Consider the following 20078-nt stretch of genomic DNA (forward strand, 5'->3'; position numbering starts at 1 on the left):
CGGCGCCGAGGCGAGGGCGCCGACCGCGCACCTCGGGCACGGGCGGGCTCAGTTCACCCGGCCGCGCACCTCCGGCGCATCGAGCGAGAAGGCGGGGATCGCGATGTCGAAGCGCTCGCCGCCGTCGGTCACCATCTGGTAGCTCCCGACCATGATGCCGCTCGGCGTGGGCAGGGGCGTGCCGCTCGTGTACTGGAAGCTCTCGCCGGGCTCCAGGCGCGGCTGCTCGCCGACGACACCCTCGCCGCGCACCTCGACCATGCGGCCACGCCCGTCGGTGATCCGCCAGTGGCGCGTGAGGAGCTGCACGGGCTCGCTGCCGCGGTTCTCGATCAAAACACGGTAGCCGAACACCCAGCGCTCCTTCTCGGGCTCGGACTGCTCGGCGAGGTAGAACGGCTCGACGCTCACCTGGATCGAGCGGGTGATGGCGGTGTACATGGTCGACGCCTGCCGATCGTGATGCCTCGCGGATGGGCCATGTACCATAGCGCTGTCCCGCCTGCTTGGGGAGATGCGCAGCGGCCCGGCACGCCGCTGCCGCATGACGGCCTGCGCTCCGGCTCGCGTTGACAGGGGCAGAGGCCGCGACTCAAGATGCGCCACGGTTCAGGGAGAGGTATCTCGACATGCTGACGAAAGAGCTGGCGGCGCCGAACGATCTCGAGGCGTTCTGGATGCCGTTCACGGCCAACCGGCACTTCAAGGCGCATCCGCGCCTGATCGCGCGTGCCGAAGGCATGTACTACACGCTCACCGACGGCCGCCGCCTCATCGATGCCACCGCGGGCCTGTGGTGCTGCAATGCCGGCCACGCCCGGTCGAGAATCGTCGAGGCGATCCAACGCCAGGCGGCCGAGCTCGACTTCGCCCCCACCTTCCAGTGGGGCCACCCGCTCGCGTTCCAGCTCGCGTCCCGGCTCGCCAACCTGTTTCCGGGCGATCTCGACCATGCCTTCTTCACGAACTCGGGCTCGGAGTCGGTCGACACCGCGCTCAAGATCGCTCTCGCCTACCAACGCGCGATCGGCCAGGGAACGCGCACCCGCCTGATCGGCCGCGAGCGCGGCTATCACGGGGTCGGCTTCGGCGGCATCTCGGTCGGCGGCATCGTCAAGAACAGGATGTATTTCGGCTCGCTGCTCACCGGCGTCGATCACCTGCCGCACACGCTCGACCTCGAGAAGAACCGCTTCAGCCGCGGCCAGCCCGAGCACGGGGCGGAGCTCGCGGACAATCTCGAGCGCATCATCGCCCTGCACGACGCCTCCACCATCGCCGCCGTGATCGTCGAGCCGGTGGCGGGCTCGATCGGCGTCTACCCGCCGCCCAAGGGCTATCTCGAGCGCCTGCGCGCGATCACGGAAAAGCACGGCATCCTTCTGATCTTCGACGAGGTGATCACGGCCTACGGCCGGCTCGGCGCCTCCTCGGCGGCCGAATATTTCGGCGTGCAGCCGGACCTCGTCACCACCGCCAAAGGCCTGACCTCCGGTACCGTGCCGATGGGTGCCGTGATGGCCAGGAAGCACGTCTACGACGCCATCGTGAACGGCGAGGGTGCGGGCCCCGAGAAGGCGATCGAACTCTTCCACGGCTACACCTACTCCGCCCATCCGCTCGCCTGCGCCGCGGCGCTCGCCACGCTCGAGACCTACAAGGAGGAGGGCCTGTTCGAGCGCGCGGCCGAGCTCGCTCCCTACTGGGAGGAGCGGCTGCACGCGCTGCGCGGCAAGCCCAACGTCATCGACATCCGCAACATCGGCCTCATGGGTGCCGTCGAGCTGAGCGCCCGCCCCGGCAAGCCCGGCGAGCGCGGCTACGACGCCATGCTCAAGGCCTGCGACAAGGGGCTGATGATCCGCATCACCGGCGACACGATCGCCATGTCGCCGCCGCTGATCGTGACGCGCGAGGAGATCGACCAGATCATGGACCGTCTCGGCGAGACCCTCGACGAGCTCGAGTGAGGCGGCCGGAGTTCATCTTTCGCGCGTTGCGATTTTGCCATTTTTCAACCCCTGCTACAGATCTGCCCAGCCCGGCTCGGCCATAGCTGAACGCCCGGTCATCGCGAGAGCGATGACCGGCACCAGGCGGCACAATCTGCAGGGGGAACGTCATGCTCAGGCGAGGGCGCTGGAAGCCCCTGGCATTTCTGGCTGCCGCATGCCTCGCGGCCGGCAGCACGGGTGTCGCGGCCGCCGACGCGGTCACCCGAAATCTCCTGGCCGGCAAGCGGCTCATGCCGGAGCCGGTGCCGGCCTTCACCAACCGCCTGCTCGCCAAGGCCGATCCGGACGAGTGCTTTGCCGGAATCGGCAAGGACCATCCGGCGCTCGGCCCGGACGGCACCTGTCCTCGAGGGGGGCGCCCAAGACCAACGAGGCCTATGTCTGGGGCCTCGTCCAGACGGCGAACGACCGGCTCTGGTTCGGCACCGCGCCGAACGTCCATTGCCTCGTCATCGGCGGTTTTCTCGGCCAGACCCGGGCTCACGAGACCCGCTCCTGGGTATGCGAGTTCGGCGAGAGCAAGCTCGCGCACGAGAACCCGGTCCTGCCAGCGGCCGTCGGCGACTGGCGACCGCCCAGCATTTACGAGTACGACGCCAACACGCGCCGCCTCGTCGCCAAGGGCCGCTGAGCCCCTCCAGCACCTCGTCCGGGATCAGCCGCCCGCATCGGCATCGGCCGGGTGGCCGACGCTCGCGTGGTTCGCCCCCGGCGTCAAGGGCTCCCAAGCAAGCCCTGGGTCGAACATGGCTGGATCGATGCGCTGCGCCCAGGAAACGATCGGGATCACTTCCTGCTTGTCCTTGGCCCGCTTGGCCCGGACCGGGTTGACCCAGTTCCACACGATCTGGCCGTCCGGCGTCACCTCGAACAGCCGGCCGCCGTCCGATTCCGTGATCAGCGTGTTGCCGTTCGCGAGCCGCTCCTGCGAGGAGCGCACCTCGCTCTCGAAGGGATGCTCGGGCGTGCCGGCATAGCTCCAGACGATCTGCTGCGTCTGCGGGTCGATCTCGAGCACACGGGTCATGCCGCCGGGGTTGCCCGCCCCGCCCTGGTTGTCGAACAGGAGGATGTTGCCGTTGGGCAGGAGGTCGGGGTCGTGCTGGCGCAGCCAGGGCCCACGCATCGCCCAGACGATCTCCTCGCGCTCCACGTCCATGATCGCGATCGTGCTGATCTCGCGGAACGACAGGAGCACGCGCCCGGCATTGGCCTGCGGCAGCTTGGAGGCGGCCGAGCCGTCGAGCACCTCGATCGCGTTGGTGTGGAGATAGTCGCCCGCGCCCTTCGAGACGTACCACGGCACCATGTCGAGGAGCCGCGCGTAAGGCGAGCGCAACACCATGTCGATGATCCGGATCTTCTTCAGCTCCTTACCGTCGGGCGAGAGAATCGTGACATAATCGTCGACGCGCGGTGCCTTGAGGTGCGGGAACTGCGGGATGTCGTCCTTGCCGATCTCCTGGGTCAGCGCGAAGATCCGCCCGTCGGGTGCGATGCTGACATCGTGGTGCGCGTGGGCGAGATACTTCCAGATGACCTTCGAATCCTTGTCCATCTTGACGAGGCCGTAGCCCCAGGGCGTGTCGCCGACCGCGACGTAGATCGCGAGGAGATCGCCGTTGGGATAGGGCACCGCCTTCTCGATGTAGACGTGGCTGTCGGGCTGCGGCGCCCTGACCGCCGCCGACTTGTCCCAGATGGCGCTGAACGGTACGCCCCATTCCTGGACGATGCGCCCCTCCATGTCGATCAGGAAAGCTTTGGGTGCATGGCCCGAGGTGTAGAGTGTGAGGCCCGGCTGCACCTTGCCCGGCACGTAGACCGTGGTGCCGCGTGCCTCGGTACGCGCCGGCCGCCAGAGATCGAACTGGAGCGGATCGCGGTACTGGGTGAGCTTGCTGTAGAGAGCCGTGCCGGCGCGATAGGCGTCCTCGACCACGCGTCCGGGCCTGCTCTCGCTCAAGGTCGCGACGCTGCCGGCCACGAAGCTCAGAAAGCCGATCGCAGCGAAGCAGGTGGCGATGTAGGCGGCCTTGCCGAAACTTTCCGAACGCGCAGGCATCGAGATCACCGTCGTTGGTCATCAGCCCGTCCGCCGGACGGGAAAACTCTGGTTCAATCGCCGAAGATGGAAGGCGGTTCCTCGCCACCGGCGCAAGCCTGTCATCCAGGCGTGGCAGTGCCGGGACGAGGAGCGTTTTCCAGACGTCCCGATGAGAAGCCTTATTCCCGCAAGCCGTCTCCGTCTTTGCAACCGTACCTGCCGGTCGCCTGCTCGGCAGGCAGCACCGCACGAATCCGGAGGTCACGCCATGCTCCATCCGGGCCGCCCGATCCCGCTCACGCTTCTCTGGCTCCTGGCCGCCATCGCCCCTGCCGCAGCCACAGCGACCGAACCGGCCGCCTCTTTCTTCCGCCCCAACATCGTCCTGATCCTCTCCGACGACGAGGATCTGGCCTCGCACGCCTACATGCCGAAGACCCGAGCGCTCGTCGAGGAGCAGGGGGTGAGCTTCGGGAACTTCTTCGTGAGCTACTCCTTCTGCTGTCCGTCGCGCGCCACCATCCTCCGCGGCCAGTACCCCCACAACCATCGCATCGAGGGCAACGAATGGCCGACGGGCGGGTTCGAGAAATTCCGCGCCCTGGGCCACGAGAGCTCGACCATCGCCACCTGGCTTCACGCCGCGGGCTATCGCACCGCGCTCCTCGGCAAATACCTGAACGGCTACCTGCCCGAGAGACACGAGCCGGCACCCGGCTGGGACGAGTGGTTCGTCACCGGCGGCACCTTCTCGAACTACAACTACACCATCAACCACAACGGCGAGCTGATTCGTCACGGCAACGCGCCGGAGGATTACCTCACGGACGTGCTCGGGACCGAAGCGGTGGGGATCATCGAGCGGGCGGCCGCCCACGAACAGCCGCTGTTCATGATCGTGGCTCCCTACAACCCGCACAGCCCGGCGACTCCGGCCCCGCGCCACGAGGGCCTGTTCGCCGATGTCGCGATGCCGAAGCCGCCCTCGTTCGACGAGCCCGACGTCGGTGACAAGCCCGCGGCGATCCGCAAGACCCCGCGGCTCGCCGAATGGCAGAAGAAGGCGATCGAGGAGCACTACCGCGACCGCCTGCGCTCGCTGCAGTCGGTCGACGACACGGTCGAGCGGATCGTGAAGGCGCTCGAGGCGACCGGACAGATCGGGCGGACCTATCTCGTCTACAGCTCCGACAACGGCTTCCACATGGGTCAGCACCGGCTGTTCGTCGGCAAGACCACGGCCTACGAGGAGGACATCCGCGCGCCGCTGATCGTGCGCGGACCCGGCGTGCCGGCCGGGGAGAAGCGCGACCAGCTCGTGCTCAACAACGATCTCGCCCCCACCTTCGCCGCCATGGCGGGTGTCGAACCGCCCGGCTTCGTCGACGGGCGCTCCTTCCTGCCGCTGCTCCATGACGGGAAGCTCCCCTGGCGCCGGAGCTTCCTGATCGAGCGGCGCGAGATGGAGACACACGAGATCACGGGGCCAGCGATCTTCGATGCGATCCGTACCGCCGATTCGATCCTGATCCGCTACGGCACCGGCGAGACGGAATATTACGACCTGAACCGCGACCCGTTCGAGCTCGTCAACCGCATCGACCAGGTCGATCCGGCTCTCCTGAACTCGCTGACCCGGCGCCTGGCCGAGCTCACGAGCTGCGCCTCCTACAACTGCCAGGAGCTCGAGGACCAGCGGATCGAGCCGATGTGGTCACCGTCGGCGCAGAAATGAGCGACAGGCGATTGCATCGCACCCGGAACGCTGCCGCTGCGACGCGATGCGCCTCGACCCTGGTCCTCGCCGTGCGCATGTTACTCCTGCCGTGACCGGGAGCCTGCGAGGCATCCCGCTCCGGCATGGATCGCGTCGTTCGCGGGGAACACGACCGCCCGAGCCGAGCCCGGCTCGCGTGACGCGGCAGGTGACGACAACCGGGCGCTGCACCCGACCGGCGCCCAGCACGGGAACGTGGATCATGCCGCTCTTCCGTCGCCGCACGAGGCTGCTGGCGCTCGTCCTTCTGGCTCTGGGTCTGTCGTTCGCCGGCAGCACTTCGGCAGCACCGGCCAGGAAACCCAGCATCGTCCTGATCCTCACCGACGACGAGGATCTGGCCTCGCACCGGGTGATGAAGAAGACCAAGACTCTCCTCGAGGACCAGGGCGTGGTCTTCACGAACTATTTCGTGAGCTACTCCTTCTGCTGCCCGTCGCGCGCCACGATCATGCGCGGCCAGTACCCGCACAACCACCGGATCGAGGGCAACGAGTGGCCGACCGGCGGCTACGAGAAGTTCCGTGCGATGGGCACGGAGAGCTCGACCATTGCCACCTGGCTCGACGGCGCCGGCTACCATACCGCCTTCTTCGGCAAGCTCATGAACGGCTACGAGCCGGAGAAGCACGAGCCTCTGCCGGGCTGGGACGAGTGGTACGGAGTCGGCGGGAAGTTCGCGAACTTCAACTACACGCTCAACGAGAACGGCAGGATCAAAGCCTACGGCCAGAAGCCCGAGGATCATCTGACGGACGTGCTCGCACGCAAGGCCGCGGCGACCATCCGCAAGGCCGGTCCCGACGAGCCGCTCTTCCTCTACATCGCCCCTTACGACCCGCACAGCCCGGCGACCCCTGCACCGCGCTATGCGAAGGCCTACGAGGACGAGCCCCTGCCACGCCCGCCCTCGTTCGACGAGGCCGACGTGAGCGACAAGCCCTCTTACGTGCGCGACCTGCCGCCGCTCGAGCCCTGGCAGAAGGAAGCACTGACCGCGCACCACCGCGACCGGCTGCGCGCCTTGCGCGCGGTCGACGACATGGTCGAAACGGTGGTCGAGGCGCTGCGTGATGTCGGCCGGCTCGACGACACCTACGTCGTCTACAGCTCCGACAACGGCTTCCACATGGGCCAGCACCGCCTGTTCGTCGGCAAGACCAGCGCCTACGAGGAGGACATCCACGTGCCGCTGATCGTGCGCGGCCCCGGTGTGCCCAAGGGGGTGCGCATCGGGCAGATGGTGCTGAACAACGATCTCGCCCCCACCTTCGCCGAGATAGGCGGAGCCACCGCACCCGGCTTCGTCGACGGGCGCTCCTTCCTGCCGCTGCTCGCCGGCCGCGACGTGCCCTGGCGCAAGAGCTTCCTCCTCGAGCGGCGCGAGATGGAGACGCATGAGATAAGCGGCAAGGCCGTGTTCGACGCCATCCGCACCGAACGCTACACCTATATCGAGTACGGCACCGGCGAGCGCGAGCTCTACGATCTCGCCCACGACCCCTGGCAGCTCGACAACCGGGCGGAGACGGCGGACCCCGCTCTCCTCCAGGCCCTCGCGACCAGGCTCGCCGAGCTCAGGAACTGCGCCGCGACGAACTGCCGCGAGCTCGAGGATCGATCGGTCGAGCCGACGACGATGCCGGTGGCCGCCTCGGAAGGCGCCACCAAAGGTTGAGTCCTGCACCGGCCTTCCGGCCGGTCCTCCGCAGCACCGATCTCGGAACGGCCCGCCAGCGCCTCTCCCGCACGCTCGCGGGAAGGTGTAGCAGAAGGCACGACCGAGGCCGGGGGCACGGGCTCCGGCACCCTCCTCGCCTCGTCGTCCATTGGGAGGAACAGTGATGGAGCCCCAGGTCTGGGCGCAAGTTTATAATCCTACCGGGAGCATGGTGCTCTCGACCATCGTGGCCGCGATCCCGGTCGTGGTCCTCCTGGGTGCCATCGGCATCCTCGAGATCAAGGCGCACATCGCGGCCATCCTCGGCCTCGCCGCAGCGCTCCTGGTCGCGATCGTGGGCTTCGGCATGCCGGCCGGCATGGCCGGCATGGCCGCGGTCTACGGCGCCGGCTACGGCCTGTGGCCGATCGGCTGGATCATCCTGAACGTCATCTTCCTTTATCAGCTCACCAGCAAGAAGGGCGAGTTCGACGTTCTGCAACGCAGCATCCGCGGCATCTCGGACGACCGCCGGTTGCAGCTCCTGTTCATCGCCTTCAGCTTCGGCGCCTTCTTCGAGGGTGCGGCGGGCTTCGGCACGCCCGTGGCGGTGACGGCGGCCATGCTGATCGGCCTCGGGTTCTCGCCGCTCGCGGCCTCGGGCCTGTCCCTGATCGCGAACACGGCACCCGTGGCCTACGGCGCCCTCGGCACGCCCGTCATAGCACTCTCCGCCGTGACCGGGCTCGACCTCCAGGAGCTCTCGGCCATGATCGGCCGCCAGCTCCCCTTCTTCTCGGTGATCGTGCCGTTCTGGCTGATCTGGGCCTTCGTCGGCTTCCGGGGCATGATCGAGGTCTGGCCCGCCCTTCTCGTCGCCGGTGTGGCCTTCGCGATCCCGCAATATCTGGTCTCGAACTTTCACGGGCCGTGGCTCGTGGACGTCGTGGCGGCGATCGTCTCCATGGGCTGCCTCGCCCTTTTCCTGCGCGTCTGGCATCCGCGCAAGGTCATGACCGAGACCCCGCGCGACTGGTCGTCCCGGCCCGAGGAGCCGCACGCGCGCCCGGCCGACGTCACATCGCGCGGCGCGGTGATGAAGGCGTGGCTGCCCTGGATCATCCTGAGCGTGCTCGTGTTCTTGTGGGGCCTGCCGCAGGTGAAGGCCTGGCTCGATGGAATCTGGATCGCGAAGCTGCCGGTGGCGCACCTGCACAATCTGGTGCAGAAGGTGCCGCCCGTGGTGGCCGCACCCGCCGTGGAACCCGCGGTCTACAACCTCAACCTCCTCTCGGCCACCGGCTCCGGCATCCTGGTGGCGGCGATCATCTCCGGCTTCGTCCTGGGCTATGGGCCGCTCGGCCTCATCCGCATGTACGGCCGGACCCTCTACCTCGTACGCTATTCGCTGCTCACGATCGCCTGCATGCTGGCTTTGGGCTACGTCACCCGCTACTCGGGCACCGACGCCACGCTGGGCCTCGCCTTTGCCCAGGCCGGCTGGCTCTATCCGCTCTTCGGCACGCTGCTCGGCTGGCTCGGCGTGGCGCTCACGGGCTCGGACACCGCCTCCAACGTGCTGTTCGGCGGCCTGCAGAAAGTCACCTCGCAGCAGCTCGGCCTCAACCCGGTGCTGATGGCGGCCGCGAACAGCTCGGGCGGTGTCATGGGCAAGATGATCGACGCCCAGTCGATCGTCGTCGCCTCCACCGCCACGCGCTGGTACGGCCACGAAGGCAGCATCCTGCGCTACGTGTTCTTCCACTCGATCGCGCTCGCCGTCCTCGTCGGCCTGCTCGTGATGGCACAGGCCTATGTCGACCCGTTCACCCGCCTGGTGCCGCCCATGCCGCCGGCGGCCACGACCGCGCCCGCGGGGTGAGCCGGAACGTCCCGCCTCGGGCCCCTGCCGGCCCGGGGCGGGATCGCCCGCTCAAGTCGCCTTCCTCGGCGCCAGCGGACAGGTGCTGAGGCCGAGGAGCCTGTAGGCCGGGCAGAAGCCGGCCAGCGCCGTCACCAGGGGCACGACGCCAAGCCAGCCCCACCACTGCCCGCCGAACAGCGCCAGCGCCAGCAGCACGAGCCCCGCCACGATCCGCACCACCCGGTCGATGGTCCCGACGTTCCGCGTCATCGTCCTCTTCCCCCCGCTTCCTTCAGGCGAGGAGGAGCAGAGCACGGACGAACATGCCGTTCCGTGACTATGTCACGCTCGGCCGGAGCGGTCGGCGAGCCGCGCGATCCGACGCAGGCCCGCCGGATCGTGCAGCTCGATCCGGCCGCGGGCGAGCGCCACGAGCCCCCGCCGCTCGAACTCCTTGAGCTGGCGGCTCACCACCTCCCGCGCCGTGCCGAGCTCGACCGCGATCGCCTGGTGCGTGCTGCCGATCGCCACCTCGCCCGCTGCGTACCGGTGGAGGAGCCAGTCGGCCAGCCGCGCGTCGATCCGCCGGAACGCGACCTCGTTGACGAGCAGCATGAGGTCGGCGAGGCGCCGGCCGAACCCGGCGAACACGAATCTGCGAAACTCGGCCGATTCCGCGATCAGCCGGTCGAACAGGGAGGGCGTGAGCCCGAGACCCTCGATGGCGGTCTCGGCCACCCCTTCGGCCGCATAAGCGTCGTGGCCCAGAAGGCAGGCGGTGGTGAGGACACAGCTCTCGCCGGGCTCGACCCGGTAGAGCACGATCTCGTGCCCGGTGGCGCTCACGAGCTGCACCCGCACGATGCCCCGGAGCAGCACGAGATAGAGCGTACAGGCATCGCCCGGCCGGAACAGGACCGTCCCGGCCGGCACCGCGAGCGGTGCCGCCTCGGCCAGCACACGGCGGCGCACGGGCTCCGGGAGCGGCGGACAGAACGGCGCGGTCGTCATCGCCGCGACACCATCAGAAGCCGCCCCTTCCGGTCAAGCCGCGCCGAGCGCGGTGGATGGCAGGGCCGGCTGCGACATCCTGTCCGTCCTTGCCGCCCGGCGGCGCATCGTCTATGGCGCGCTCCGGCCTCCGGTCCTACCACCGGCCATGCGGGTGATGCATCCTCGGCCGGCGGCCGATGCGGACCGTCGGCGAGCGGCAGAGGATCGAGAGCGGGCTCGGGCATGAACATTCTCGTCACCGGCGGCATGGGCTTCATCGGCAGCGCCCTCGTCCGGCATCTTCTGGCCGAGAGCGGCCACAGCGTCGTCAACGTCGACAAGCTCACCTATGCCGCGAGCCCCGAGGCACTGGGCGCTTTCGCCTCGGACCCGCGCCACCGTTTCGAGCGGGCCGACATCGCCGACCCCGCGGCCATCGCCGGCATCTTCGCCCGGTACCGCCCCGATGCCGTCGTCCATCTCGCCGCCGAGAGCCACGTCGACCGCTCGATCGACGGTCCGGCCCCGTTCGTGGCGACCAACATCACCGGCACCTATGTCCTGCTCGAGGCCGCCCGCGCCTATTGGGCCGGGCTCGAGGGCGAGGCGAAGGTGCGCTTCCGCTTCCACCACGTCTCGACCGACGAGGTATTCGGGGCGCTGGGACCGAATGATCCGCCCTTCACCGAGGCGAGTCCCTATCGTCCGCGCAGTCCCTATGCGGCGAGCAAGGCCGCCTCCGACCATCTCGTGCGCGCCTGGGGCGAGACTTACGGTCTGCCGGTGATCGTCTCCAATACCTGCAACAATTACGGCCCCTGGCAATTCCCGGAGAAGCTGATCCCGCTCGCGATCACGAACGCGCTCGAAGGCCGGCCGCTGCCGGTCTACGGCAAGGGCGAGCAGGTCCGGGACTGGCTCTATGTCGAGGACCATGCGCGAGCGCTGCGCCTCGTCCTCGAGCGCGGCCGGCCGCACGCGACCTACGCCATCGGTGCGGGAGAGGAGCGGCAGAACCTCGACGTGGTGCGCGCGATCTGCAAGGTGCTGGACGAGCTTCTTCCCGACCCGGCGGGCCCTTACGAGCGGCTGATCACGTTCGTTCGCGACCGGCCCGGCCACGATTTCCGCTACGCCATCGACCCCGCGAAGGCGCGGCGCGAGCTGGGCTGGGCACCTTCGGAGAGCTTCGCCTCGGGCCTGCGCCGCACCGTGGCCTGGTACATCGAGCATCGCTCCTGGTGGCAGGAGGTGCGCGCCCGCCGCTACGGCGGCGAGCGGCTGGGCCTGAGCGCTGCGGGAGTGCCTGCATGAAGGGTATTCTTCTCGCCGGTGGGGCCGGCACGCGGCTCCATCCGCTGACGCTCGCGACCTCGAAGCAGCTTCTGCCGGTCTTCGACAAGCCTTTGATCTATTACCCGCTCTCGGCGCTCATGCTGGCCGGCGTCCGCGAGGTGCTGCTGATCACCACGCCGCACGACCAGGCGGGCTTCCGGCGTCTCTTCGGCGACGGCTCGGCCTTGGGCCTCGACATCGCCTATGCCGTGCAGGAGCGACCCGAAGGCATCGCGCAGGCGCTCCTGATCGGGCGGACGTTCGTGAACGGCGGCCGCTGCGCGTTGGCGCTGGGCGACAACCTGCTCTACGGCGATGCGCTGGGTGCGGTCCTGCAGCAGGCGCGCGCACGGGAAACGGGTGCCACCGTCTTCGCCTACTGGGTCAAGGATCCCGAACGTTACGGTGTGGTCGAGTTCGATGCCGCCGGCCGGCCGGTGCGACTGGTCGAGAAGCCCGAAGCGCCCCGCTCGAACTGGGCCGTGACCGGCCTCTACTTCTACGACGAGGACGCGGCCGAGATCGCGGCCGGGCTCGTCCCCTCGGCGCGCGGCGAGCTCGAGATCACCGATCTCAACGCCGAGTACTTGCGCCGCGGCCGGCTCCACGTCGAGAAGCTCGGGCGCGGCTATGCCTGGCTCGACGCCGGCACGCCGGTTTCGCTGCTGCAGGCGAGCGTGTTCGTCCAGACCATCCAGGAACGGCAAGGCCTGCAGATCGCCTGCCTCGAGGAGATCGCCTACCGCATGGGCTTCATCGACGAGGAGCAGCTCCTGCGTCTGGCGCACGGCCTGCGCAGCACCGAGCTCGGTACCTATCTCCGCCGGATCGTGCGCCAGGACCGGGAGGAAGCGCCATGAGCTGGCAGGGCCGGCGCGTCCTCGTCACCGGCGGAGCGGGTTTCCTGGGCTCGAACCTCGCCCATGCCCTGGCACGGCGGGGCGCCGTGCTCACCCTCGTCGATTCCTTCGAGCCCGACGGCGGCGCCAACGCGGCGAACCTCGAGGGCATCGAGGGCGAGATCTGCCTCGTGCGAGGCGATCTGCGCACGCTCGAGAACCTCGCGGAGCTGCTCGACGGCCAGGAGTTCCTGTTCAACCTCGCCGGCCTCACTTCTCACAAGGGCAGCATGGAGGACCCGTTTCGGGACTTCTCCGTCAACGCCGCGGCCCAGCTCCGGCTCCTCGAAGCGCTCCGCCACGGGGGAATGCGCCCGCGGGTGGTGCACGCCAGCACGCGCCAGTTCTACGGCAGGCCGCGCTGGCTGCCGGTCGACGAGAGCCACCCGCTCGACCCGCCCGACGTCAACGGCATTGCCAAGCTCGCGGGCGAGCGGCTCTGGCTGCTCTACGGGCGGGTCTACGGGCTCGAGGTCACGGCGCTTCGGCTCACCAACTGCTACGGCCCGCGCGTGCGCATCAAGGACGCGCGCCAGAACTTCATCGGCCTTTGGATCCGGCGCATCCTGGAAGGCGAGCCGATCGAGGTCTGGGGCGGCGACCAGCTCCGCGATCTCACTTACGCGGACGACGTGGTGGCGGCGATGATCGCGGCCGCCGAATCGCCCGCGACCGTGGGCCGGCCGTTCAATGTCGGCGGCTTTCCGGCCGTCTCCTTGCGCCAGCTCGCCGAGCGGCTGATCGCGGCCCATGGCGGCGGCTGCTACGTGGTCAAGGAATTCCCGGAGGCGCAGCGCGCGATCGACATCGGCAGCTTCGAGGCCGACGACCGCGCCTTCCGCGCCGCCACGGGCTGGGTGCCCAAGGTGCCGCTCGCCGAAGGCCTCGCCCGCACGCTGGCCTATTTCCGCCCCCGCCTCGCCGACTATTGCTGAGTCGAGACCAGAGTCCCATGCATCCCGTCCCGCAGGCCGACCCGCGCATCTCCTACCTCGCCCACAAGGAGGCGATCGACGCCGCCGTGGCGCGCGTGCTCGCGAGTGGCTGGTACGTGCTGGGCGAGGAGGTGGCGGCGTTCGAGCGGGAGTTCGCGGCCTTCGTCGCTGCCGGCCACGGCATCGGGGTGGGGAGCGGCACGGACGCGATCGCACTGATCCTGCGCGGGCTCGGGATCGGGCCGGGCGACAGGGTCGCGACCGTGTCGCACACCGCCGTGGCCTCGGTGGCGGCGATCGAGATGGTGGGTGCCGCCCCTGTGCTGATCGACATCGAGCCCCAGGCCTACACGATGGATCCGGGCGATCTCGCGGCCGCGCTCGCGGCCGACGCGGAAAAGCGCATCAAGGCGGTGATGCCGGTGCATCTCTACGGCCAGCCCGCCGCCATGGACGCGATCGGGCGGCTCTGCCGCGAGCACGGATGCTTCCTGATCGAGGACGCGAGCCAGGCGCACGGTGCGGCACTCGATGGCACGCCCGTCGGCGGCTTCGGGATCGCCGCGGCCTGGAGCCTGTACCCGACGAAGAACCTGGGTGCCATCGGCGATGCCGGGATCGTGACCACGAGCGATCCGGCCCTCGCCGAGCGGCTGCGAGCGCTGCGGCAATATGGCTGGCGCCGGCGCTACGTCTCGGACGAAGCCGGGGTGAACAGCCGCCTCGACGAGCTGCAGGCGGCGATCCTGCGGGTGAAGCTGGCCCGTCTCGCCGCCGGCAACGCCCGCCGGCAGGCGATCGCCGCCCGCTACGACGCAGCGCTCGCCGGCGGCCCCTTCGCCCCGCCCAGCCGCCGGGCAGGTGCGGTCCACGTCTTCCACCAGTACGTGATCCGCTGCCCGAACCGCGATGCGGTGCAGGCGCGCTTGCACGAGGCCGGGATCGGCACCAACGTCCACTACCCCGTCCCGGTCCATCGCCAGCCCGCCTATGCGGGGCGCGTGGCGCTGGGACCCGCCGCGTGCCGCGAATCCGAACGCGCGGCGCGGGAGGTCCTGAGCCTGCCGATGTTCCCCGAGCTCGACGACCGGCAGGTCGAGCGCGTATGCGCGGCGCTTTCGGCGCTCAGGCGCGGGTGAGCATCACGACACCGGAGCAGATCAGCGCCAGTGCCGCGAGGTGCTGCCAGCTCACGGGCTCGTTCCAGACGAGAAAGCCCAAAAGCGCGATCACGGCGTAAGAGAGGGCCGTACTCGGCAGGGCCACCGACATCGGGATGGCCCGGAGCGCGACGATGTAGAGCATGGCGGCGGCACCGTAGCAGCCGAGCCCGACGATGGTCTGCCAGCGCAAGAGCTGCTCGAGGAAGCCGCCCTGGCCGGAGGCTCCGGCCTTGAGGAGGAGCTGGCCGCTGGCGCTCACGATGATGGCGGTGAACAGGGCCAGAAAATGCGGACTCATGCTCGAGGCGTCTCCGACGATCGACCGGCCTGCCGCTGCTCCGAGCGGAGGACGGCGCGCACAATACCTTGCGGCTTGTGGTTGGCGGTCAGGAACACGCGACCAACATACTCGCCTACGATCCCCAGCATGGCAAGCTGCACGCCCGAGAGCAGCAGCACCACGACCATGGTGGACGCCCAGCCCGCCGGCGGCCGCTCGTAGATCGACTCGACGACGACGACGAGCGCGCCTACGAGCCCGATCGTGCCCATGACGAGGCCGAGCAGCACCGAGAGCCGGAGCGGCAGAATCGAAAAGTTGAGCGCCAGGTTGAGCCAGAGACGGAGGAGCCGCTTCAGGGTGTAGTTGGACCGCCCGTGCCTGCGTGGCAGATGCCGGACGAGGATCGAATCGATCCGGCTCGTCACCTGCATCAAGAGCCCGTCGACGTAAGGGTATGGACCTTCGTAGGCGAGGATGCTGTCAACCGCAAGGCGGCTCATGCAGCGGAAGCTCGAGAGATAGAGTCCTTTGGGCTTGTCGAGCAGGATGTCGGCCACACGGTTCGCGAACCGGCTGCCGAGGTTGCGCCAGAGCGCATGCTGCTTCTCGGCGTAGCGGGCATAGACCACGTCGAGATCGTTGCGCCGCGCGTGATCGTAGAGGCGGACGACCTCGTCGGGCGGGTTCTGCAGGTCGTCGTCCATGGTGATGACGTAAGCGCCGCGCGCATGGCGCAGGCCGGTCATGACCGCATTGTGCTCGCCGTAATTGCGGGCATGCTCGACGAAGGTGATCGGCACGGGCATGCTCGCCACGAGCGCCCGGCACACCTCGCCGGAATTGTCGGGGCTGCCGTCGTTGACCAGCACGATCTCCAGCCCGCCCGCGACCTCGAGCTTCGCCAGCGCCGCCACGAGCTCACCCACCGTGTCCGCACCCCGGTAGACCGGCACCACGATCGAGAGCCCGGGCCTCGCAGCCGGATCGTCCGGCCGGACCGCCGGGACTGGAGCGGGATGCACGTCGAGCATGGCTATCTTTTCACCGCTACGGCCAGAATCGAGCCACCAAAGGGAAAGCGCACGCCGAGACCCGCGAGCAGCCGCTCGATGCCGACGACACCGCGCAAGAGCCGGTCGAGTGGGGCCGTGACCGGCGCCACGTCGCTCTCGGCCGCCTCGCCGCGGGCGAGGACCTTGCGCTGCAGCACCATCAGCGGGAACAGAAGACTGTTCCAGAACCGCAGCTCGCGGATCTCGAACCCGGCCCGGACGAGCAGCTCCCCGGCCCGCCGCCGGTCGTAACGCCGGACATTGTGCACCCGGATGTCGTGGGTCGAGAGCAGCCAGGCGAAGGCCGGCAGGTTGAGCACGAGCGTGCCGCCCGGAGCCAGGACCCGCGCCGCTTCCGCGAGCGCCTTCTCCTCGTCCACGAGCCGGTGGCACAGGACGTCCGCCATCAGCACGCCGCCGAGGCTGCCGGCCGCGAACGGCAGCGCCGTCACGGACGCCACCGCCACCGGGACCGGACTCCGGCGCCGCGCCGCCGTGGCCGCCGCAGGAGCGATGTCCACGCCCAGGAGCGGGCGTGCCGGGAACGCAGCGGCGAGCCGGCGCAACAGCCCGCCGGTGCCGCAGCCGGCATCCAGAAGAGGCAGGTCGGGCGGCCCCGGATGGCGGGCGACGGCGTCCAGCATGCGGGCGTGGAGCGCCGCGAACCACCACATGCCGTCCTCGGTCGCCTCGAGACGTGCGTATTCGGCTGCTTCCATCCGTAGGGGCCGGACGTTTCCGATCGTATGAGCGGGGCTCGTGTCCCGACCGGCGGGTACTAATCGCCCGACGCGCCGTCCGCAAGCCCGAGGCGGCCGCGGCGATGCGCGACGAATCGCATTGGAGCGGGCGGCGTTTCGCTCTACGGACTGGCTGAGCAACCAGCGGACCTCGCGTCATGAAGCCCATCGTCACCCTGACCGTGAACCCGGCGATCGATGCGTCCTGCGTCGCCGACGAGGTCGTCCCGATGCGGAAGGTGCGCACCCGCGACGAGCGATACGATCCGGGCGGCGGCGGGCTCAACGTCGCGCGCGTGATCCACGAGCTCGGCGGCGAGGCGGTGGCCTTCTACATGGCGGGCGGCTACACCGGCATGGCGCTCGAGGGCCTGATCGAGCGCAGCGGCATCACCGCCGTTCGGGTGCCGATCGCCGGCCTGACGCGCGTGAGCCACACGGTCTACGAGACCAGCACCGGCCACGAGTTCCGCTTCACCCCCGAAGGTCCCGAGGTGAGCGAGGCCGAGTGGCGCCACTGCCTCGAGGTGCTCTCGGTGATCGACGGCGAGTACTTCGTCGTCAGCGGCAGCCTCGCCCGTGGCATGCCGGTCGACTTCTACGGCCGGATCGCCCATGTGGTGAAGCAACGCGGCGGCAAGCTCGTGCTCGACACCTCGGGGGCACCCTTGCACTGGGCGCTCGAGGAGGGCGTGTGGCTGGTCAAGCCCAGCAAGCGCGAGCTCGAGCATCTCATGGGCCGGAAAGCCCCCACACCGGAAGAGGAGGAAGCCCTCGCCCGCGAGGTGGTGGCCAGCGGCCGGGCCGAAATCGTGGCGCTCACCCTCGGCAGCGCTGGCGCCGTGCTCGCGAACCATAAAGGCACCTTTCGCCTCGCGAGTCCCAGGGTCGAGACCAGGAGCGCCGTCGGCGCCGGCGACAGCTTCGTGGGTGCCGTGGTATGGGCGCTCACGCACGGCCGGCAGCTCCCCGAGGCCTTCGCCTACGGCGTGGCCGCGGGTGCCGCCAGCGCCATGACGCCCGGCACCGAGCTGTGCCGGCGCGCGGACGTCGAGCGGCTGTACGAGGTTGTGCGCGCGCAACTTCCTTATCAGGAAGCGATCAGCATCTGACCAGCGAGGAACAGAGAGGAGACGGCCTTGCCCCATCTCGTGATGATCCGTCACGGCGAGAGCGACTGGAACCGGCAGAACCGGTTCACGGGCTGGATCGACGTCGACCTGTCCGAGACCGGCATCGCGCAGGCGCGCCGCTCGGGCGAGCTCTTGCGCGAGACGGGGATCGCCTTCGACGTCGCCTTCACTTCCGTGCTCAAGCGCGCGATCCGCACGCTCTGGATCGTGCTCGACGAGCTCGACCGGATGTGGCTGCCGCAGCATGCCCACTGGCGCCTGAACGAGCGTCATTACGGCGCGCTGCAGGGGCTTAACAAGGCGGAGACGGCCGCGAAGCACGGCGACGAGCAGGTGCACATCTGGCGCCGCAGCTTCGACGTGCCGCCGCCGCCGCTCTCGCCCGACGATCCCATGCACCCGAGCCACGATCCGCGCTACGCCGGCGTGCCGCGCGAGCTCCTGCCCGCCACCGAATCGCTCAAGATCACGCTCGAGCGCGTGATGCCGGTCTGGAGCGAGGCGATCGCACCCGAGCTCCGGGCCGGCCGGAACGTCCTGATCGCCGCCCACGGCAACAGCCTCCGGGCACTCGCGAAGCATCTCTTCGGCATCGGCGATCAGGAGATCGTCGGCCTCGAGATCCCGACCGGCAACCCGATCCTGGTCGAGCTCGACGAAGCGCTGCGGCCCCTGAGGGCTGGCTATCTCGACGCGAGCCGCGCCGGCCCGCTGCCGAAGCTGGGCTGAGGGTCACGCCGGGCCGGGCTCGTCCGGCCCGGCTGCCGGCATGACGGCCTCGAGCCTCGAATAGACGCTTTCCACCGTGACGGCACGGCCGACTTGCCGGTACCAGCGGGCAGCCTCCGGATCATCGATCTCATCGAGACAGGATTCCACGGAAGCAGGAAGAGAGGCTTCGGCCTCGGATCCTCAAGCTGCTGCCACAAATCCTCGAAGATCTGCTTCACGCTCGAGATCCCTGAGAAACCGCTCCCACCTCTCCGGGCGAACCCAATCCAAGAACACCACGTCGAGAGCCAAGGGGTAGACCTCGTCCTCGATGATCGCGACGATTTCGTTCCAGGCGACGCCAACCTGATCCAGGAACAGGAAATCCCATCCGAATGGGGAAACATGGTGTCGCGTGCCGAGGAGCCGATGACGCCAGCATCGACGCCACGCGCTGCGAGCCGCTGCAAGGCTTCGATGGCACGCGGCAACGCTTCCACACGCCGTTCGGCGGCGCGAGCGCATAAGCCAGGATCGACGGGCAGCGGCATGCGCCGGAGTGCTCCTCTTCTCCTTCGGCTTCACTTGACCGTGGAAGCCCGCCGCATGACCAGACCGACCCCTCCCGTTGCCACCGCCATACCGGCAAGCTGCACGAGGCTCAGCCTCTCGGCGAGCACGAGCCAGGCGACGAACGCAGCACCGGGTGGGACCAGGAAGAACAGCGAGGTCACACGCGAGGCCTCGCCGCGGCGGATCATGATGGTGAGAAGCGTGATCGCCACGATCGAGTTCATCAGCACGAGATAGGCGAGCGCGCTCGCGAACGGCCAGCTCCAGGCGATGCGCATGGTCTCGCTCGCCGCCGCCACCGGTGCGACGACGAGGGTCGCCACCGCGAACTGCACCGCTCCACCGCTCCAGAGATCGAACGCCCCGGCGAAGCGCTTCTGGTAGAGCGTGCCGCCGGTGATGGCGAAGAGGCCGAGGAAGGACCAGATCACGCCGGTCGCCGTGCTGGCGCCCAGCGCCAGCTTGTCCTCGAGCACGAGCGCCACGCCGACGAGGCCCAGAACGAGGCCAAGCCACTGGATCGGGCGCACGCGCTCGCCCAGGAAGGGACCGGCGACCACGGCCGTGAGCAGCGGCTGCAGGCCGACGATGAGCGCCAGCGCCCCCGCCCCTACTCCGGCCGCAAAGGCGAGATAGGTGCAGCCGAAATAGACCGCCTGCATGAGCAGCCCGGTGACGACGACGGGAACGAGCTCGGCTCGGGTCCTCGGCCAGGGCGAGCGGCGAAGACCTGCGATCCCCGCCATGACCAGGGTGACGAGCGCGAAGCGGAGGGCAAGGAACGTGAGCGGCTCCGCACCCCGTAGCCCGATCTTGGCGGCGACGAAGCCGCTGCTCCAGAAAGTGAGGAAGAGCCAGGGGGCTGCGGCCACCACGAGGCCCTCGGCCGGCCTTGCAG

General features: G+C 69.1%; 19 protein-coding genes. 11 read left to right on the forward strand and 8 right to left on the reverse strand.

All coding sequences use genetic code 11. The annotated features are described in order from the left end of the window. Positions 1–48: 48 nt before the first annotated feature. Positions 49–441: a Co2+/Mg2+ efflux protein ApaG gene (gene apaG, locus U1T56_RS01995; RefSeq protein WP_418157745.1), complete on the reverse strand. Its 393-nt coding sequence runs from the start codon at positions 439–441 to the stop codon at positions 49–51. 188 nt (positions 442–629) lie between these two features. On the opposite strand from apaG, the gene aptA reads away from it, so the two are divergent. After that, a complete protein-coding gene (gene aptA, locus U1T56_RS02000; protein ID WP_418157746.1) occupies positions 630–1970 on the forward strand; it encodes an omega-aminotransferase AptA in 1341 nt (446 codons plus the stop codon). A gap of 334 nt (positions 1971–2304) precedes the next feature. After that, on the forward strand, positions 2305–2646 hold the full coding sequence (locus U1T56_RS02005) for a hypothetical protein (RefSeq protein WP_418157747.1): 342 nt from the start codon (positions 2305–2307) through the stop codon (positions 2644–2646). Between the two features lie 24 nt (positions 2647–2670). Here the strand turns inward: U1T56_RS02005 and U1T56_RS02010 are convergent, their stop codons facing one another. Continuing rightward, positions 2671–4080 (reverse strand): arylsulfotransferase family protein, encoded by a 1410-nt coding sequence (locus U1T56_RS02010; protein ID WP_418157748.1) that lies wholly within the window; start codon positions 4078–4080, stop codon positions 2671–2673. A 250-nt stretch (positions 4081–4330) separates the two neighbouring features. On the opposite strand from U1T56_RS02010, the gene U1T56_RS02015 reads away from it, so the two are divergent. The 3 genes from U1T56_RS02015 (at position 4331) to U1T56_RS02025 (ending at position 9381) form a co-directional block, all read left to right on the forward strand. Then, the gene (locus U1T56_RS02015; protein WP_418157749.1) at positions 4331–5797 is read left to right on the forward strand and encodes a sulfatase family protein; all 1467 of its coding nucleotides are present in this window, start codon (positions 4331–4333) and stop codon (positions 5795–5797) included. Positions 5798–6041: 244 nt separating this feature from the next. After that, a complete protein-coding gene (locus U1T56_RS02020; protein WP_418157750.1) occupies positions 6042–7517 on the forward strand; it encodes a sulfatase family protein in 1476 nt (491 codons plus the stop codon). A 166-nt stretch (positions 7518–7683) separates the two neighbouring features. Beyond that, positions 7684–9381: an L-lactate permease gene (locus U1T56_RS02025; RefSeq protein WP_418157751.1), complete on the forward strand. Its 1698-nt coding sequence runs from the start codon at positions 7684–7686 to the stop codon at positions 9379–9381. A gap of 51 nt (positions 9382–9432) precedes the next feature. Here U1T56_RS02025 and U1T56_RS02030 read toward each other — a convergent pair whose 3' ends face one another. Next, entirely contained in the window at positions 9433–9633 is a 201-nt protein-coding gene (locus U1T56_RS02030; RefSeq protein ID WP_418157752.1) for a YgaP family membrane protein, read from the reverse strand. A 72-nt stretch (positions 9634–9705) separates the two neighbouring features. Then, positions 9706–10374 carry a Crp/Fnr family transcriptional regulator gene (locus U1T56_RS02035; protein WP_418157753.1) on the reverse strand — a complete coding sequence of 223 codons (669 nt, stop codon included), beginning with the start codon at positions 10372–10374 and terminating at the stop codon, positions 9706–9708. Positions 10375–10599: 225 nt separating this feature from the next. Between U1T56_RS02035 and rfbB the strand changes: the two genes are divergently transcribed. Genes rfbB through U1T56_RS02055 form a run of 4 tightly spaced genes read left to right on the forward strand, consistent with a single transcriptional unit; the run spans position 10600 to position 14664 of the window. After that, on the forward strand, positions 10600–11670 hold the full coding sequence (gene rfbB, locus U1T56_RS02040) for a dTDP-glucose 4,6-dehydratase (protein WP_418157754.1): 1071 nt from the start codon (positions 10600–10602) through the stop codon (positions 11668–11670). Then, positions 11667–12551, forward strand: a complete 885-nt coding sequence (gene rfbA / locus U1T56_RS02045) for a glucose-1-phosphate thymidylyltransferase RfbA (protein WP_418157755.1) — start codon at positions 11667–11669, stop codon at positions 12549–12551. The genes rfbB and rfbA overlap by 4 nt, the downstream gene beginning before the upstream one ends. Next, positions 12548–13525 carry an NAD-dependent epimerase/dehydratase family protein gene (locus U1T56_RS02050; protein ID WP_418157756.1) on the forward strand — a complete coding sequence of 326 codons (978 nt, stop codon included), beginning with the start codon at positions 12548–12550 and terminating at the stop codon, positions 13523–13525. Before rfbA ends, U1T56_RS02050 begins: the two co-directional genes overlap by 4 nt. Before the next feature lie 17 nt (positions 13526–13542). Further along, complete coding sequence (locus U1T56_RS02055; RefSeq protein ID WP_418157757.1) at positions 13543–14664, forward strand: DegT/DnrJ/EryC1/StrS family aminotransferase; 1122 nt, start codon at positions 13543–13545, stop codon at positions 14662–14664. Here the strand turns inward: U1T56_RS02055 and U1T56_RS02060 are convergent. Genes U1T56_RS02060 through U1T56_RS02070 form a run of 3 tightly spaced genes read right to left on the reverse strand, consistent with a single transcriptional unit; the run spans position 14651 to position 16742 of the window. Further along, entirely contained in the window at positions 14651–14986 is a 336-nt protein-coding gene (locus U1T56_RS02060; RefSeq protein WP_418157758.1) for a DMT family transporter, read from the reverse strand. The genes U1T56_RS02055 and U1T56_RS02060 overlap by 14 nt on opposite strands. Beyond that, a complete protein-coding gene (locus U1T56_RS02065; RefSeq protein ID WP_418157759.1) occupies positions 14983–16002 on the reverse strand; it encodes a glycosyltransferase family 2 protein in 1020 nt (339 codons plus the stop codon). The genes U1T56_RS02060 and U1T56_RS02065 overlap by 4 nt, the downstream gene beginning before the upstream one ends. A 2-nt stretch (positions 16003–16004) precedes the next feature. Then, a complete protein-coding gene (locus U1T56_RS02070) occupies positions 16005–16742 on the reverse strand; it encodes a class I SAM-dependent methyltransferase (protein WP_418157760.1) in 738 nt (245 codons plus the stop codon). A gap of 179 nt (positions 16743–16921) precedes the next feature. On the opposite strand from U1T56_RS02070, the gene U1T56_RS02075 reads away from it, so the two are divergent. Both U1T56_RS02075 and gpmA read left to right on the forward strand, forming a co-directional pair. Further along, complete coding sequence (locus tag U1T56_RS02075) at positions 16922–17875, forward strand: 1-phosphofructokinase family hexose kinase (protein WP_418157761.1); 954 nt, start codon at positions 16922–16924, stop codon at positions 17873–17875. A gap of 27 nt (positions 17876–17902) precedes the next feature. Next, a complete protein-coding gene (gene gpmA, locus U1T56_RS02080; protein WP_418157762.1) occupies positions 17903–18625 on the forward strand; it encodes a 2,3-diphosphoglycerate-dependent phosphoglycerate mutase in 723 nt (240 codons plus the stop codon). A 563-nt stretch (positions 18626–19188) separates the two neighbouring features. On the opposite strand, the gene U1T56_RS02085 is transcribed toward gpmA, so the two are convergent. Next, the gene (locus U1T56_RS02085; protein WP_418157763.1) at positions 19189–20055 is read right to left on the reverse strand and encodes a DMT family transporter; all 867 of its coding nucleotides are present in this window, start codon (positions 20053–20055) and stop codon (positions 19189–19191) included. Between the last annotated feature and the right edge of the window lie 23 nt (positions 20056–20078).

The sequence above is a fragment of the Benzoatithermus flavus genome (assembly GCF_037908215.1).
GTDB lineage: Bacteria > Pseudomonadota > Alphaproteobacteria > Geminicoccales > Geminicoccaceae > Benzoatithermus > Benzoatithermus flavus.

Coding starts and splice junctions, on each gene's coding strand:
- U1T56_RS02075 (WP_418157761.1), top strand. CDS start 16,922: ATGAAGCCCATCGTCACCCTGACCGTGAACCCGGCGATCGATGCGTCC.
- apaG (WP_418157745.1), bottom strand. CDS start 441: ATGTACACCGCCATCACCCGCTCGATCCAGGTGAGCGTCGAGCCGTTC.
- U1T56_RS02015 (WP_418157749.1), top strand. CDS start 4,331: ATGCTCCATCCGGGCCGCCCGATCCCGCTCACGCTTCTCTGGCTCCTG.
- U1T56_RS02050 (WP_418157756.1), top strand. CDS start 12,548: ATGAGCTGGCAGGGCCGGCGCGTCCTCGTCACCGGCGGAGCGGGTTTC.
- U1T56_RS02070 (WP_418157760.1), bottom strand. CDS start 16,742: ATGGAAGCAGCCGAATACGCACGTCTCGAGGCGACCGAGGACGGCATG.
- U1T56_RS02020 (WP_418157750.1), top strand. CDS start 6,042: ATGCCGCTCTTCCGTCGCCGCACGAGGCTGCTGGCGCTCGTCCTTCTG.
- U1T56_RS02065 (WP_418157759.1), bottom strand. CDS start 16,002: ATGCTCGACGTGCATCCCGCTCCAGTCCCGGCGGTCCGGCCGGACGAT.
- U1T56_RS02025 (WP_418157751.1), top strand. CDS start 7,684: ATGGAGCCCCAGGTCTGGGCGCAAGTTTATAATCCTACCGGGAGCATG.
- U1T56_RS02010 (WP_418157748.1), bottom strand. CDS start 4,080: ATGCCTGCGCGTTCGGAAAGTTTCGGCAAGGCCGCCTACATCGCCACC.
- U1T56_RS02060 (WP_418157758.1), bottom strand. CDS start 14,986: ATGAGTCCGCATTTTCTGGCCCTGTTCACCGCCATCATCGTGAGCGCC.
- U1T56_RS02055 (WP_418157757.1), top strand. CDS start 13,543: ATGCATCCCGTCCCGCAGGCCGACCCGCGCATCTCCTACCTCGCCCAC.
- aptA (WP_418157746.1), top strand. CDS start 630: ATGCTGACGAAAGAGCTGGCGGCGCCGAACGATCTCGAGGCGTTCTGG.
- rfbB (WP_418157754.1), top strand. CDS start 10,600: ATGAACATTCTCGTCACCGGCGGCATGGGCTTCATCGGCAGCGCCCTC.
- U1T56_RS02030 (WP_418157752.1), bottom strand. CDS start 9,633: ATGACGCGGAACGTCGGGACCATCGACCGGGTGGTGCGGATCGTGGCG.
- rfbA (WP_418157755.1), top strand. CDS start 11,667: ATGAAGGGTATTCTTCTCGCCGGTGGGGCCGGCACGCGGCTCCATCCG.
- U1T56_RS02035 (WP_418157753.1), bottom strand. CDS start 10,374: ATGACGACCGCGCCGTTCTGTCCGCCGCTCCCGGAGCCCGTGCGCCGC.